Annotated in this window: 13 protein-coding genes; 2 read left to right on the top strand and 11 right to left on the bottom strand. The window is 59.7% G+C overall.

The features are described from left to right. Positions 1-31 precede the first annotated feature (31 nt). Both folB and folK read left to right on the top strand, forming a co-directional pair. The gene (folB, locus tag JJN09_RS20350; protein WP_011336216.1) at positions 32-388 is read left to right on the top strand and encodes a dihydroneopterin aldolase; all 357 of its coding nucleotides are present in this window, start codon (positions 32-34) and stop codon (positions 386-388) included. Next, on the top strand, positions 379-900 hold the full coding sequence (gene folK, locus JJN09_RS20345; protein WP_249483322.1) for a 2-amino-4-hydroxy-6-hydroxymethyldihydropteridine diphosphokinase: 522 nt from the start codon (positions 379-381) through the stop codon (positions 898-900). Before folB ends, folK begins: the two co-directional genes overlap by 10 nt. 42 nt (positions 901-942) lie before the next feature. Here folK and JJN09_RS20340 read toward each other — a convergent pair whose 3' ends face one another. From JJN09_RS20340 to JJN09_RS20290, 11 genes are all read right to left on the bottom strand, one after another. Next, positions 943-2,172, bottom strand: a complete 1,230-nt coding sequence (locus tag JJN09_RS20340) for a multifunctional CCA addition/repair protein (RefSeq protein WP_249483321.1) — start codon at positions 2,170-2,172, stop codon at positions 943-945. A gap of 63 nt (positions 2,173-2,235) precedes the next feature. Further along, positions 2,236-3,798 carry a SpoVR family protein gene (locus JJN09_RS20335; RefSeq protein ID WP_249483320.1) on the bottom strand — a complete coding sequence of 521 codons (1,563 nt, stop codon included), beginning with the start codon at positions 3,796-3,798 and terminating at the stop codon, positions 2,236-2,238. Beyond that, positions 3,795-5,066: a YeaH/YhbH family protein gene (locus JJN09_RS20330; RefSeq protein ID WP_249483318.1), complete on the bottom strand. Its 1,272-nt coding sequence runs from the start codon at positions 5,064-5,066 to the stop codon at positions 3,795-3,797. Before JJN09_RS20330 ends, JJN09_RS20335 begins: the two co-directional genes overlap by 4 nt. Positions 5,067-5,271: 205 nt before the next feature. Next, positions 5,272-7,194 (bottom strand): PrkA family serine protein kinase, encoded by a 1,923-nt coding sequence (locus JJN09_RS20325; RefSeq protein WP_249483316.1) that lies wholly within the window; start codon positions 7,192-7,194, stop codon positions 5,272-5,274. A gap of 296 nt (positions 7,195-7,490) precedes the next feature. Continuing rightward, complete coding sequence (glpE, locus tag JJN09_RS20320) at positions 7,491-7,820, bottom strand: thiosulfate sulfurtransferase GlpE (protein WP_249483315.1); 330 nt, start codon at positions 7,818-7,820, stop codon at positions 7,491-7,493. Positions 7,821-7,853: 33 nt separating this feature from the next. Beyond that, on the bottom strand, positions 7,854-8,735 hold the full coding sequence (locus JJN09_RS20315) for a symmetrical bis(5'-nucleosyl)-tetraphosphatase (protein ID WP_249483313.1): 882 nt from the start codon (positions 8,733-8,735) through the stop codon (positions 7,854-7,856). Beyond that, positions 8,735-9,115, bottom strand: coding sequence for a Co2+/Mg2+ efflux protein ApaG (apaG, locus tag JJN09_RS20310; RefSeq protein WP_096817894.1), 381 nt, complete (start codon positions 9,113-9,115; stop codon positions 8,735-8,737). The genes JJN09_RS20315 and apaG overlap by 1 nt, the downstream gene beginning before the upstream one ends. A gap of 113 nt (positions 9,116-9,228) precedes the next feature. After that, positions 9,229-10,047: a 16S rRNA (adenine(1518)-N(6)/adenine(1519)-N(6))-dimethyltransferase RsmA gene (gene rsmA, locus JJN09_RS20305; protein WP_249483311.1), complete on the bottom strand. Its 819-nt coding sequence runs from the start codon at positions 10,045-10,047 to the stop codon at positions 9,229-9,231. Continuing rightward, on the bottom strand, positions 10,044-11,033 hold the full coding sequence (gene pdxA, locus JJN09_RS20300) for a 4-hydroxythreonine-4-phosphate dehydrogenase PdxA (protein WP_096817898.1): 990 nt from the start codon (positions 11,031-11,033) through the stop codon (positions 10,044-10,046). The genes rsmA and pdxA overlap by 4 nt, the downstream gene beginning before the upstream one ends. Further along, positions 11,030-12,346 carry a peptidylprolyl isomerase SurA gene (gene surA / locus JJN09_RS20295; RefSeq protein ID WP_249483309.1) on the bottom strand — a complete coding sequence of 439 codons (1,317 nt, stop codon included), beginning with the start codon at positions 12,344-12,346 and terminating at the stop codon, positions 11,030-11,032. The genes pdxA and surA overlap by 4 nt, the downstream gene beginning before the upstream one ends. Further along, the gene (locus tag JJN09_RS20290; RefSeq protein WP_249483307.1) at positions 12,327-15,149 is read right to left on the bottom strand and encodes an LPS-assembly protein LptD; all 2,823 of its coding nucleotides are present in this window, start codon (positions 15,147-15,149) and stop codon (positions 12,327-12,329) included. The genes surA and JJN09_RS20290 overlap by 20 nt, the downstream gene beginning before the upstream one ends. Positions 15,150-15,156: the final 7 nt, after the last annotated feature.

Genomic DNA, 15,156 nt, shown 5'->3' with positions numbered 1-15,156 from the left:
TGCGCCCTTGTCGTGCAGCGGAGAAAAGTGCTTGGACAGAGTGTTTATCGAGGGCCTGGAAGTCGACACCGTGATCGGTGCCTACGACTGGGAGCGCGGCATCCGACAGTGCCTGCGCCTTGATCTGAGCTTCGCCTGGGATAATCGTCCGGCTGCTGCCGGTGACGACCTGACCCTGGCGCTCGATTACGCCAGTGTTTCCACGCGGATCCAGGCCTTTGCCGAGCAATCCCAGTATCAGTTGGTCGAGACCTTCGCCGAGCGTCTGGTCGAAGTGCTGATGAACGAATTCAAGATTACCTGGGTGCGTCTGAAACTGACCAAGCCTGGCGCTGTCCCGGCCGCCAAAGGTGGTGTGGGCGTGGAGATCGAGCGCGGATGTCGCTGACTCAGGTCTATCTCGGGCTCGGTAGCAATATCGAGCGCGAAACCCATTTACGCGCAGGTCTGGATGCCTTGGCCGGTTTTCTGGTGGATATCCGCTGTTCGGCAGTGTTCGAAAGCCAGCCGGTGGGGATCAAGAGCGGGCCTTTCTACAACTTCGTGGTCTCGGCGTTTACCGATCTGCCGCTGATGGAGCTGGATCGTCGGCTGAAATTCATCGAGGCGGATAACGGTCGTTATGCCCCGGATCGCAAGGGGCTGCCGCTGGATATCGACGTCTTGCTGTATGGCGAGCTGACAGGCAATTTCGACGGGCTGATCCTGCCCCGGGCCGAGATTCTGAAAAATGCCTTTGTGCTGTGGCCGCTGTCGCTGATTGCGCCGGATCGGGTTCATCCAGGTGTGGGAAAAAGCTTTGCCACGTTGTGGGCCGAGGCGCAGATCGATCAGGTGTTGGCACCGGTCGGATTTGAATGGCGCGGTACTCAGCTCACGCCTTCAGATCTATCGAACTGATTGACGCCATCGCAAGCGGGTTCGCGATGGCGTCAGATATTCTCAAGAAGGCGCTGATTCCTTGTATGCCTTCAACGCCTTGAGCCGTTCACGCTTGAGTGCCTCGCCCAGTTCCGGGCCTTTGAAGCCTTTCTCCAACAGCGGCTGAACCGCAACTCCCCGCGCCACATTGGCCGCGCCTCGCAGATAATCCGCCTGTGGATAACTGCGCTGCTCAAGTCCTTTGCGGCCTCGGGCATCCATCTCGCACGCGATGATAAATTCTTCGAAACGCTGTGGTCGACGGTAAACGTCAAAGCTTTGCAGTAATTCCAGCAAGGTCGACGCCTTCAGTTCCAGCGCGCGATGGCCGTGGGTGTGGTACTGGCCGACCAGCAAGGCCAATTCCTGACAATCCTTCGGTGCCTTGAAGCGCTCGTTGACCGCTTTGATCAGCTTCAGGCCCTTGTGCTCATGAGCAATGTGCCGTGGCCATTCTTCCTTTGGGGTCAGTCCTTTGCCGAGGTCGTGCAGCAGGCAGGCCCAGCGCACCGTCAGCGGTTGCTGGTGCAGGGCGGCTTGCTCAAGCACGCTCAGTGTGTGAATGCCGCTGTCGATTTCCGGGTGATGGGCTTCCGGTTGCGGTACGCCGAACAATGCATCGACCTCCGGCATCAGCACTTTCAGAGCACCGCAATCGCGCAGTACCTGAATGAACACCTGCGGCTGGTTTTCCATCAGGGCACGGGAAATCTCTTTCCAACTGCGTTCGGCGGTCAGGGCCTCCAGTTCGCCGGATTCGCTGAGCTCGCGCATCAGTTCCAGCGTCTCGGGCGCAACCTTGAAACCGAGTTCCGCGTAACGAGCCGCAAAGCGGGCAACACGCAAGACTCGCAGGGGATCTTCGGCGAACGCGGGGGAAACGTGACGCAGGATTCGATCGTCGAGATCGCGCTGGCCGTGATAGGGATCCGTCAGGTTTTGCTGATCGTCCTCGGCCATGGCGTTGATCGTCAGGTCGCGTCGGATCAGGTCTTCTTCGAGCGTGACCTCGGGGCTGGCGTGAAAGGTGAAGCCGCCATAACCACGACCGCTCTTGCGCTCGGTGCGGGCGAGGGCGTACTCCTCGCCGCTTTTCGGGTGAAGGAACACGGGGAAATCCGCGCCTACGGGGCGAAACCCTTTGGCGAGCATGTCTTCTGCGGTGGCGCCGACCACCACCCAATCGATATCGGTGACCGGTTTGCCCAGCAGGCGATCACGTACTGCGCCGCCGACCTTGTAAATCTGCATAAAAAACCTCCGTTGGCCCGACAGGATAACCCTTGCGCCGGACTTTCGGAGGCCAGAACGGGATCAAAGATGAATGACGGCCAGATCGAGCCGACCGTAATCCCCCTCGCCGTGTTCACTGCGGGGCGGTACATGGTGGGTTTTCATGATCTGGTCGCCCTGCAGGGTTTCCAGATGAATGTCGAAACCCCACAACCGGTGCAGGTGCTTGAGTACCTCTTCAGTGGAGTCGCCCAGTGGTTTGCGGTCGTGCTGCTGGTGACGCAGGGTCAGTGAGCGGTCGCCGCGGCGGTCGATGCTGTAGATCTGCACGTTCGGTTCACGGTTGCCGAGGTTGTACTGCGCAGCCAGTGTTTCACGGATGATCCGGTAACCGGGTTCGTCGTGGATGGCCGGCACCAGCAGATCGTCCTTCTGGTCGTCATCGAGGATGCTGAACAGTTTCAGGTCGCGGATCACTTTTGGAGACAGGTACTGCAGGATGAAGCTCTCATCCTTGAAGCTGCTCATGGCGAACTTGATCGTCGACAGCCAGTCGGTGCCAGCGATTTCCGGAAACCAGCGATAGTCTTCTTCCGTGGGCTCTTCGCACATGCGCCGGATGTCGCGGTACATGGCAAAGCCTAGCGCGTAAGGGTTGATGCCGTTGTAGTAGGGGCTGTCGAAACCTGGCTGGAACACCACGCTGGTGTGAGACGTCAGGAATTCCATCATAAAGCCGTCGGTCACCAGACCCTCGTCGTACAGGTCGTTCATCAGCGTGTAGTGCCAGAAGGTCGCCCAGCCCTCGTTCATCACCTGGGTCTGGCGCTGTGGATAGAAATACTGGGCAATCTTGCGCACGATCCGCACGATTTCCCGCTGCCAGGGCTCCAGCAATGGCGCGTGTTTCTCGATGAAATACAGGATGTTTTCCTGCGGCTCGGCCGGGAAGCGTGCGTTGTCCTTGTCGCTGTACTTGTCTGCGCCTTTGGGGATGGTGCGCCACAGGTCGTTGATCTGTTTCTGCAAATGCTCTTCGCGATCCTTTTGCCGGCGCCGTTCTTCCTCGGCGGAAATCGGATACGGGCGTTTGTAGCGATCGACGCCGTAGTTCATCAGGGCATGGCAGGAGTCGAGCAGGTCCTCGACCGCATCGATGCCATGGCGCTCCTCGCATTGCATGATGTACTGCTTGGCGAATACCAGGTAGTCGATGATCGAGCTGGCATCCGTCCAGGTGCGGAACAGGTAGTTGCCCTTGAAGAAGCTGTTGTGGCCGTAGCAGGCATGGGCCACTACCAGCGCCTGCATGCAGATGGTGTTTTCTTCCATCAGGTAGGCGATGCACGGGTCGGAGTTGATCACGATCTCGTAGGCCAGCCCCATCTGTCCGCGACTGTAGGATTTCTCGGTGCTGAGGAAGTGTTTGCCGTAGGACCAGTGGTGATAGCCCAGCGGCATGCCGACCGATGCGTAGGCGTCCATCATCTGTTCGGCGGTGATCACTTCAATCTGGTTGGGATAGGTGTCCAGGGCGTACCCGGCCGCGATCCGGGCAATTTCGCGGTCGTAGGTCTGGATCAGCTCGAATGTCCATTCGGAGCCGGTGGAAATGGGTTGGCGCTTCTGCTCTTTGGCGGTCATGTCACTAACCTGCGCTGGAAGAGTTCACGGAAGACCGGATAGATATCTCCGGCCGAGACCAGCTGCTGCTGGGCAAAAGTGTCAGAAAAGGCTTCGGCGATGCGTTCGTACTCGTACCACAGGGCCTGATGTTCGCGCGGGGTGATCTCCACGTAAGTGTAGTACTGCACAAACGGCATGATCTGGTTGATCAGGATGTCGCGGCAGATCGGCGAGTCGTCGTTCCAGTTGTCGCCGTCGGAAGCCTGGGCGGCGTAGATGTTCCATTCGTTGCTCGGGTAGCGCTCGGCCATGATCTCCTGCATCAGCTTCAGTGCGCTGGATACGATGGTGCCGCCGGTTTCCCGCGAATAGAAAAACTCCTCTTCGTCCACTTCCCGGGCGCTGGTGTGGTGGCGGATGAACACGACATCGATCTTGTCGTAGTTCCGCTTGAGGAACAGGTACAGCAGGATGAAGAAACGTTTGGCGATGTCCTTGGTCGCCTGGGTCATGGAGCCGGAAACGTCCATCAGGCAGAACATCACGGCTTTCGAACTGGGGTTCGGCTGCTTGATCAGCAAGTTGTACTTGAGGTCGAAGGTGTCGAGGAACGGCACACGGTGAATGCGCGCGCTGAGTTTCTCGATTTCCGCCTCGATATCCTGGATGTCGCCGAAGTTGTCCGGTTCTTCGCGTTTCAGGCGCGCCAATTCCTCCTTGGCTTCGCGCAGTTTGGCGCGGCTGCTGCCGGACAGTGCGATCCGCCGTGCATGGGCCGAGCGCAGTGTGCGAATAATGTTGATCCGGGACGGGTTGCCTTCGTTGCTGATCCCGGCGCGGACAGTCTTGAAGGTGTCGGTGCCGCTCAGGTTGCGTTTGACCAGGTTGGGCAGTTCGAGGTCCTCGAACATGAATTCGAGGAATTCTTCCTGGGTGATCTGGAAGACGAATTCATCCATGCCTTCGCCGGAGTTGCCGGCCTTGCCCGGTCCTCGGCCGCCGCCGCCTCCCGGTGGGCGGGCGATGTGTTCGCCTGCGGTGAATTCCTTGTTGCCGGGGTGCACCACGGTCTGCTTGCCACCACGGCCGTGATGAAGCACCGGCTCGTCGATGTCGCGACCGGGGATGCTGATCTGTTCGCCGTGCTCCATGTCGGTGATGGAACGCCGGCTGACCGCCTCTTCGACAGCCTTCTTGATATGGTCACGGTAACGCCGCAGGAAGCGCTGACGGTTCACCGTGCTCTTGTTCTTGCCATTGAGACGTCGGTCGATCACATAGCTCATGACTGCTCCTTAGAAGCTGTCCTGCAAAGGGGCGAGCGGTCATGCAGCGTTGAACCGAATGCCAAGGGACGCACACGCTCCCCCAAGCGCTTTGGGTGCTGCCTGAACCTCGCTACCGCCTTTCGAACACCTTCCAGAGGCTTGTGTAGCAGAAAATGCGCACACAAGCCTCGGGCTGACGACAACCGGTCTGACCGGCCGCGGTTTACTGTGATTTTCTGACCCGCAAGTACCACTCGGAGAGCAGTCGTACCTGTTTGTCGGTGTAACCGCGTTCGACCATTCGTGTAACGAAGTCGTTGTGTTTCTGCTGGTCCTCTTTGCTGGCCTTGGCATTGAAGCTGATGACCGGCAGCAGATCCTCGGTGTTCGAGAACATTTTCTTCTCGATGACCACCCGCAGTTTTTCGTAGCTGAGCCAGGTCGGGTTCTTGCCGTTGTTGTTGGCCCGTGCGCGCAACACGAAGTTGACGATTTCGTTGCGGAAATCCTTCGGATTGCTGATGCCGGCCGGTTTTTCGATTTTTTCCAGCTCCTCGTTGAGGGCGACGCGATTGAGGATCTCGCCGGTTTCCGGATCGCGGTATTCCTGATCCTGAATCCAGAAGTCCGCGTACAGCACGTAGCGGTCGAAGATGTTCTGGCCGTACTCGCTGTAAGACTCGAGGTAGGCGGTCTGGATCTCCTTCCCGATGAATTCGATATAACGCGGTGCAAGGTATTCCTTCAGGTAGCGCAGATAGCGCTCGCGGGTCTCGGCCTGGAACTGTTCCTGTTCGATCTGCTGTTCCAGCACATAGAGCAGGTGCACCGGGTTGGCGGCGATTTCATGCGGGTCGAAGTTGAAGACCTTGGACAGGATCTTGAACGCAAAGCGGGTCGACAGACCGTTCATGCCCTCGTCAACGCCCGCCGAGTCGCGATATTCCTGGATCGACTTGGCCTTCGGATCGGTGTCCTTGAGGTTCTCGCCGTCGTACACCCGCATCTTGGAGTAGATGTTGGAGTTTTCCGGCTCCTTCAGGCGCGACAGCACGGTGAACTGCGCCAGCATCTTCAGAGTGTCCGGCGCGCAATGGGCCTTGGCCAGGGAACTGTTGAACAGCAGTTTGTCGTAGATCTTCACCTCGTCACTGACCCGCAGGCAATACGGCACTTTGACGATGTAGATCCGGTCGATGAAGGCTTCGTTATTCTTGTTGTTGCGGAAGGTGTGCCACTCCGATTCGTTGGAGTGGGCCAGCAGGATCCCGGTGAACGGAATCGCGCCGAGGCCTTCGGTACTGTTGTAGTTGCCTTCCTGAGTGGCAGTCAGCAGAGGGTGCAGCACCTTGATCGGTGCCTTGAACATTTCGACGAATTCCATCAGGCCCTGGTTGGCCCGGCACAGCGCACCGGAGTAGCTGTAGGCGTCGGCGTCGTTCTGCGGGTATTCCTCTAGCTTGCGGATGTCAACCTTGCCGACCAGTGCCGAGATGTCCTGGTTGTTCTCGTCACCGGGTTCGGTCTTGGCCACGGCGATCTGGTTGAGGATCGAAGGGTAGAGCTTGACCACGCGGAACTGGCTGATGTCACCGCCGAATTCGGCCAGACGTTTGGTGGCCCATGGCGACATGATGGTGTTCAGGTAGCGCCGGGGGATGCCGAAATCTTCTTCGAGGATCGCGCCATCTTCGGTGGCGTTGAACAGGCCCAGAGGCGACTCGAATACCGGTGAACCCTTGATGGCGTAGAAGGGCACTTTTTCCATGAGCTGTTTCAGCTTCTCGGCCAGAGACGATTTACCGCCACCGACGGGACCGAGCAGGTAGAGGATCTGTTTCTTCTCCTCGAGCCCCTGAGCGGCATGGCGGAAATACGACACGATCTGGTCGATGCATTCTTCCATCCCGTGGAAGTCTTCAAAGGCCGGATAGCGACGGATCACCTTGTTGGAGAAAATGCGCGATAGCCTCGAGTTGGTCGAGGTGTCGAGCAGCTCCGGTTCGCCGATGGCCAGCAACAGACGCTCGGCTGCGGAAACGTAGGCGCTACGGTCTTTTTTGCACAGCTCCAGGTACTCTTGCAGTGAGAGTTCTTCCTGGCGTGTGGACTCGAAGCGTTGTTGGAAGTGGCTAAAGATACTCATGACGTCACCTCGCTCGATACGTGGAGCCGACGCCGGATCACTCAGTCGATGCTGGCAAGCAGCCGCTAAGGCAGCTGTTGTTTACCCCCCAGAACCCTTCCGCGATCGACAACCGCGAAAGTCACTCCCGATGACCCGTGCGCCGGTGTACCGGCTCTCCCCTGTTTTGGATGGCCTGGGCTTAAGGATAGTTGGGAATTCAGGAGGTAAAGGCGAGATACGTAATTATGTGTGGCAAGACCGTTCGTCTGCCCGTGCAGGCCCGCGGGAGCCGGGGCCTGCGCGTTACAAAAAAATTATTCGGAGGTGCCTTGCGCAGTTTCCGAAGGGAAAGTCGTACGCCACAGCTCAAAGCCGCCGTCCATGCTGTAGACGTCGGAGAAGCCCTGGCTCACGAGATACGCCGCCGCACCCTGGCTTGAATTGCCGTGGTAGCAGACCACAACGGTCGGTGCATCGAGATCTGCAGCCTGGATGAAAGCGTGCAGGGAATGATTGTCCAGATGCTTCGAACCGCTGATGTGCAGTGCAGCGAATGTCGCGGGGTCACGGACGTCGACCACCACGGCACCGTGCTCGCGCAGGGCCTGGGCCTGTTCCGGGGGGATACGTTTGAATTCGCTCATGGCGGGTTCCTGTGGCTCGGCTGAAAACGCAGTCTAACGCGCAGCGCTGACTGGCGAGGATTCGGTGATCAATGGCGCGACCGGGGGCAGGACGCCGCCGTGTTCGTCGCATTTGCATGACAGCCGTTCAAGGCTGTCGACGTTCATCAGGGTCAGGCTGCCGCCCCACACGCAACCGGTGTCGAGGGCTGAAATGCCGGGTTCATGGACATTGCCTTCCAGTGCCGCCCAATGGCCGAAAATGATCCGCACGCCACGGGTCTTGCGCTCCTTGTGCTGGAACCAGGGCTTGTAGCCCGGCGGCGCCGTGTCGAGGCCTTCCTTGCTCTTGAGGTCGAGCTTGCCCTCGGCAGTGCAGAAGCGCATGCGCGTGAAATAGTTGGTGATGACCCGAAGGCGGGTTACGCCTTTGAGCTCGCTGTCCCATTTCGCCGGTTCGTTGCCATACATGCCATCAAGGAACGCCGGGAACAGGTTGTCGTCGCGCAGGGCGGTCTCGACTTCCTCGGCGTACTTCAGCGCCTTGCGCAGCGACCATTGCGGTGCAATACCGGCATGTACCATGGCGACATCGCGCTCCTCGTCGTAGTGCATGAGCTTCTGTTGGCGCAGCCATTCCATCAGTTCGGCGCCATCCGGCGCTTCGAGGATCTCGCGCAGCGTGTCGGACTTCTTCATCCGCTCAATGTTTTTCGCCGCCGCCAGCAGGTGCAGGTCATGGTTGCCGAGTACGCAGACAAGCGATTCACGCATGGCATAGAGGAAGCGCAGGGTTTCCAGCGATTGCGGGCCGCGGTTGACCAGGTCACCCACGAGCCACAACCGATCGACTGCCGGGTCGAACGCGACCTGCTTGAGCAGGCACTTGAGCGGTTCGAGGCAGCCTTGCAGGTCGCCGACGGCATACGTCGCCATTAGTGCAGGGCTCCGGGTACGGCGAGGCGGAAGGGTTTGATGATCGCGTCGAAATGTTTGCCGTCGCTGGCGACCATTTCATAGCTGCCCTGCATGGTGCCGACCTTGGTGGTCATGACCGTGCCGCTGCTGTAGGTGTGGCTTTTTCCCGCATCGATCAGTGGCTGTTGGCCCACTACGCCGGCGCCGCGTACTTCTTCGACATGCCCGTCGCCATCGGTGATCACCCAATGCCGGGAGATCAGTCGGGCTGGCTGCTCGCCATTGTTCTGCACGGTGATGGTGTAGGCGAAGGCAAAGCGGTCGTGCTCGGGTTGCGATTGGTCTGCCAGATAGTGAGTAACGACACTGACATCGACCTGATAACGAGGATCAGACATGCAAAAGGCCTTAAGGACGAAGCGGAACGCGGGGTGTCGCCGATGGGTTGAGTCTAGGCAAGTATCGGGCAGGAGACCAGAGCGGCGTCCTGCCCGAGCGCAATGCTTGCCTGTCAGTCGGCAGCAGGTGTTGGTGCAGGCTGTTCGGCGAGCTGGTCGGCCAGGCGTACGAAAGCCGCCAGATCAAGCTGCTCGGGGCGCAGACTGCCATCGACGCCAGCGGCCTCGATTTCGGCATTGCTCAGCAATTGCTTGAGAGTGTTGCGCAAGGTCTTGCGGCGCTGGTTGAAGGCTTCGCGCACGACGCGCTCCAGCAGGCGATGGTCCTTGGCCGGGTGCGGCAATACGGCATGCGGCACCAGACGCACGATGGCCGAATCGACCTTCGGCGGCGGGTTGAATGCACCCGGGCCAACGTTGAACAGGTGCTCGACCCGGCAATGGTACTGAACCATGATCGACAGACGGCCCCAATCACCGCCGCCCGGACCTGCAGCCAGACGCTCGACCACTTCCTTCTGCAGCATGAAGTGCATGTCGCGGATGATGCCGGCGTTGTTCAGCAGGTGAAAAATCAGCGGCGTGGAGATGTTGTACGGCAGGTTGCCGACCACGCGCAGACTGTTCGGCGCGGCGTTCAGGGTATTGAAGTCGAACTTCAGCGCATCGCCCTGATGCAGGTTGAAGTTGCTCTTGCCGGCGAACTGCTGGTTGAGGATCGGGATCAGGTCCTTGTCCAGTTCCACCACGTCGAGCTGTGCGCCGCTGTTCAGCAGGCCGGCGGTCAGTGCGCCCTGGCCCGGGCCGATTTCCAGCATCCGGTCGTCGGGTTTGGCGCTGATGGAGCGCAGGATGCGATCGATGACGCCGGCATCGTGCAGGAAGTTCTGGCCAAAGCGTTTGCGCGCCTTGTGTTGGTATTGCTCGGTCATAAACGGGTCTCGGCCATCTGGTAGGCGGTTTCCAGGGCGACCTGCAGGCTGCCGGTGTCGATCTTGCCGCTACCGGCCAGATCCAGGGCGGTGCCGTGGTCGACTGAGGTGCGGATGATCGGCAGGCCCAGGGTCACGTTGACCGCTGCGCCGAAGCCTTTGTACTTGAGCACGGGCAGGCCCTGGTCGTGGTACATCGCCAGCACTGCGTCGCAGTGCTCCAGATATTTGGGGGTAAACAGAGTGTCGGCAGGCAGCGGGCCACGAAGGTCCATGCCCTCGCCGCGCAGGCGCTCTAATGTTGGTTCGATGATGTCGATTTCTTCATGGCCCAGGTGTCCGCCTTCACCAGCGTGCGGGTTGAGCCCGCAGACCAGGATGCGTGGTTGGGCGATGCCGAATTTGTCTTGCAGGTCGGCGTGCAGAATCCGCGTGACCCGTTCCAGCCGCTCCGGCGTTATCGCATCGGCGATGTCGCGCAGGGGCAGGTGAGTGGTGACCAGCGCCACGCGCAAACCGCGGGTAGCGAGCATCATCACAACCTGGGCGGTGTGGGTCAGGTCGGCGAGGAATTCGGTGTGGCCGGAAAAGGCGATGCCCGATTCGTTGATCACGCCCTTGTGCACCGGGGCGGTAATCATCCCGGCGAAGTCACCGTTCAGACAGCCATTGCCGGCGCGGGTCAGGGTTTCAAGGACGAATGCGGCGTTGGCCTTGTCCAGTTGCCCGGCGACCACGGGGGCGCTGAGCGGGGTGTCCCAGACGTAAAGGCTATCGGCCGGCGCCGGAAGGTCCGGCCATTGACCGGGCGAGACGGGCAGCAGACTGACGGCCAGCCCCAGCTGCGCGGCCCGCTCTTGGAGCAGGTCGCGGCTGGTGATGGCAATCAGGGGATGTGGCTGGGCTTGCGAGGCGAGCAGCAGGCACAGGTCGGGACCGATGCCGGCTGGTTCGCCGGGTGTCAGCGCGAAACGCTTGGGTTTCACTGCGCTGCCTGGTCTGCACCAGGGAGTTTGATCTCTACGTACGCTTCGTCACGGATCTGACGCAGCCAGGTTTGCAGCTCTTCGTCGTATTTGCGGTTACGCAGTACGGTCATCGCTTGCTGCTCACGGGCCTGTTCGGTGCTGTCAGTGGCGCGACGGCCAAGGACTTCCAGAACGTGCCAGCCGTACTGGGTCTGGAATGGCTTGGACAGCTGACCCTGCGGGGACTTGGCCATCACGGCGCGGAATTCCGGTACCAGTGCGTTCGGGTCGATCCAGTTCAGGTCGCCGCCGTTGAGGGCAGAACCCGGGTCTTCCGAATACTTCTTGGCCAGTTCAGCGAAGTCTTCGCCGGCTTCGATGCGGTTATACAGCGATTGAACCAGCTCCTTGGTCTTCGCTTCGTCACGGACCGGACTTGGCTTGACCAGGATGTGGCGCACATGCACTTCGTCGCGCATCTGGCTTTCGCCGCCGCGTTTTTCCAGCAGCTTCAGGATGATGAAACCACCCGGAGTACGTGCTGGCTGAGTGATTTCACCCGGCGACATGCTGCTCAGCTCGCGGTCGAACGGCGGTGGCAACTGAGCGGCTTTACGCCAGCCCATGTCGCCGCCTTCGAGCGCGTTGTCGCTGCCGGATTTGGCAACGGCCAGTTGACCGAAGTCAGCGCCTTGCTTGAGTTGCTGGTAAACCTCCATCGCCTGGCGTGCGGCGCTCTGAATCGCTTCAGAGTTGGCGCTTTCCGGGGTCGGGATCAGGATGTTGGCCAAGTGCAGTTCTTCGGACAGCTGCATCTTGCCCAGGTCAGAGGCGAGGAAGTTCTTCACTTCCTGCTCCGATACCTGAATGCGTTCGGCGACACGACGCTGACGCACACGGCTGATGACCATTTCCTTGCGGATCTGCTCACGGGCGCCTTCGTAACTCAGGCCGTCGTGAGCCAGGGCTGCGCGGAACTGATCGACAGTCATGTTGTTGCGCTGGGCAATGGTGCCGACAGCCTGGTTCAGTTCTTCATCGGTGATGCGGATGCCGGAGCGTTCGCCGATCTGCAGTTGCAGGTTTTCGACGATCAGGCGCTCGAGCACCTGTTGATCCAGCACGCCCGGAGGTGGCAAGCCGCCGCCACGCTTGGCGATGGTTTGCTGAACTTCGTGGACGCGTTGATCGAGCTGGCTCTGCATGACCACGTCGTTGTCGACGATGGCCACTACCTTATCGATGGACTGTACTGCGGCGTTGGCCGCAGTACCCAGGAACAGCGCGCCCAGCATCAGCGGGCGCAGACAATCAGAAAGCTTGGTCTTCACGTTGACGATAACCTTGGATGCCTTTGTCGAGGAAGCTCTCAGTCTTGGCGCCAGTGAGGCCGCCGAGTCCCTTCAGAACAATTTGGAGGAAGACGCCGTGGTCGCCTTTTTCGTTTTCCGGAGCCTGCTGACTGAACTCGTCGTAGGACACCCAGTAACGGTTGATCAGGCGCAGTTTCCAGCAGCAGTTGTCGTATTCGAAACCACCGAAGGCTTCCAGCGTACGATTGCGGTTGTAGTCATACTGCCAGCGGCTGATGGCGCTCCACTGTGGAACGATCGGCCAGATGACCGAGAAGTCATGCTGCTCGATCTTGTAGTAGTCCTTCACGTAGTTGGCGTCGCCCGGACGGCCGTAGTCGCCACCACCCACTGTCCATTTACCGGTGTTCTGGTCGTAACGGACCTGGTCGTTGCGATAGCGATAGCCGACGTTGACCACCTTGTTCGGGTTGTCTTCAGGCTGGTAATGGAACATTGCGCTGCCCGAACGCGGGCTGCGGCTGTCCGGATCCCAGTTGTAGTCGGCCGTGGTACGCCAGTCGCGGTTCCAGCGGTATTCGTATTCGAGTGCGTAAGGCGAAACGTTGGAGCGTGCATCATCGCGATCAGCGAAGTCGACGCCCGGCAGTTGAACCTTGCGATCCTTGAAGTACACGGCCTGGCCGACGCTGACACGTTGGCGCTCGAAACCGTCGTCTTCGATCCAGCGGCTGGTCACGCCCAGCGACAGCTTGTTCTCGTCACCGACACGGTCGGCACCGGAGAAGCGGTTGTCGCGGAACAGCGACGCGTAGCTGAAGGTGTATTCGCTGGTGTCGAACGCCGGGATGTCTTTCTGGTCTTTCTCCGGAACATAGAGATAGAACAGACGAGGCTCGAGGGTCTGACGGTAGTTCTTGCCGAAGTAGGACGTGTTGCGGTCGAAGTACAGACCGCTATCGATACTGGCAATCGGAACACCACGGTTCTGCGAGCTGTTGAACGATTCACCCAGCTTGGATGCATTGTTGCGGTTGGTCACCAGGTCGTTTTTGCCTTGGCCGTCGAGGTCAAGGTCGTACTGGGTGTACTGGTACTTCAGCGATGGCTTGAAGAAACCATACGTCCAGTTCAGCGGCAGGCTGACGCCCGGCTTCAGGTTCAGACGCGTGCCGTTGGAACGATCCAGGCCTGCTACGTTGGTATCGAGACGAGGCGTACCGACGGTGCCATCGGCATTGAATGGGCCACCGTCCTTATCCGTATAGTTGCCAGTCAGCAGATCTCGATCAAAGCGAACCAGCTCAGTCTCGTAATCGAAATTCAAACCGTCCGGATGGAACGGCAGCTGACCATTGAAGGTGATCTGCGGCAGACGGTCATACGGGGTGATGCTCGACACGGTAGCCAGCTGATAGGCCTGGGCATTCAGACGCGCCGTGTAGCTGTCGCCACGATAGGAGATCGAACCCTGCTGGTTCACGTAGTCGCCGCTCTTCACGCCGATCTGATCGGTTTCCAGATCCTGGAAGTAGTACGGATCGCTGATCTTGGTGTAGTCGACTTGCGTGTATATGCGCGAATCCAGGCCACCCTTGTGTTGCCAGTTGTACATGTAACGGGTTTGCTTGGAGTCGGTCTGCAGGTCGCGGTCGTGGTCCTCGTCGTTGAGGAACGCTGCACCGAATTGACCTTCGCTGGACTTGGTCAGGTAACGGAATTCGCCTTCGACCAGCATGCCGCGCTTGCTCATGTAGCGCGGGTACAACGTGGCATCGTAGTTCGGCGCCAGGTTGAAGTAGTACGGGGTGACCAGCATGAAACCGGTGTCGGTGCTGGTGCCGATGGTCGGCGGCAGGAAACCTGACTGCCGACGATCGTCGATCGGGAAATAGATGTACGGGGTGTATAGGATCGGAATGTCCTTGACCCGCAGTGTCACGTTGGTCGCAGTACCGAAGCCGGTGGCAGGGTTCAGGGTAATGTTGTTGCCCTTGAGCTGCCAGGCGTTGCTGTTCGGTTCGCACGTGGTGTACGTGCCGTCCTTCAAACGGATGATCGCGTTCTCGGCACGCTTGGCGTACAGCGCGTTACCGCGGATGCGCGACTTGTGCATCACGTATTCGGCGTTGTCGACTTTCGCTTCACCGGTGTCGAGCTGCACATCGGCGTGGTCGCCGACGATCAGTGCGCCGTTATCGCGGATGCGCACGTCGCCCTTGAGTTCGGCACGGCTCTCGGCCTGATAGAGGCTCGCTTCCTGGGATTCGACCTGCATGCTGCCCTGACGCAGAACCACGTCACCGGCCAGCGTGCCGACCTGATCTTCGGTGTTGTAGCGCGAAGCTTTCGCGCCGATGAAGGTAGGGGCGTCACTTTTATTCGTCTTGTCATTCATGCCAGGACGAATTGGTTCGATATAGGAACCAGAGCAGTAAGGACCTGTCTCGGCCAGTTGGGCGGCGGTGAGCTTCTCGCGCGGAACCCAGTCGAGGTGACTGTAGTCTTCGCTACGGGATTTCAGGCCACGGCCCTTGGACTCGGTGACCAGCACGGGTTTGGGACCGGAGTCCGAAACGGTGCCGTTCTCGGCCGGGGCTTCGCCGGCAGCGCTGACGGCACTGCCGTCATGCACCGGGCGCGGCGGCAATGCAGCCGCCGGTGCCTTCGGCGAACAGGCCCAGCCGCCCGTAGCCGAGACGGCGCAGTCATACTGCTCGGCGGCGACAACGAATGAACTGGCCAGAGGTTGCATAGCCAGCAGACTGCCGGTTACCAACAACGGAAATTTTTTACGAAACGCGGGGGATTTCAATGCCATCTTATTA

This window comes from Pseudomonas sp. HS6 (genome assembly GCF_023375815.1).
GTDB lineage: Bacteria > Pseudomonadota > Gammaproteobacteria > Pseudomonadales > Pseudomonadaceae > Aquipseudomonas.
Note: the sequence above shows the minus strand (reverse complement) of the source record. Positions and strands in the feature narration are given on the sequence as shown.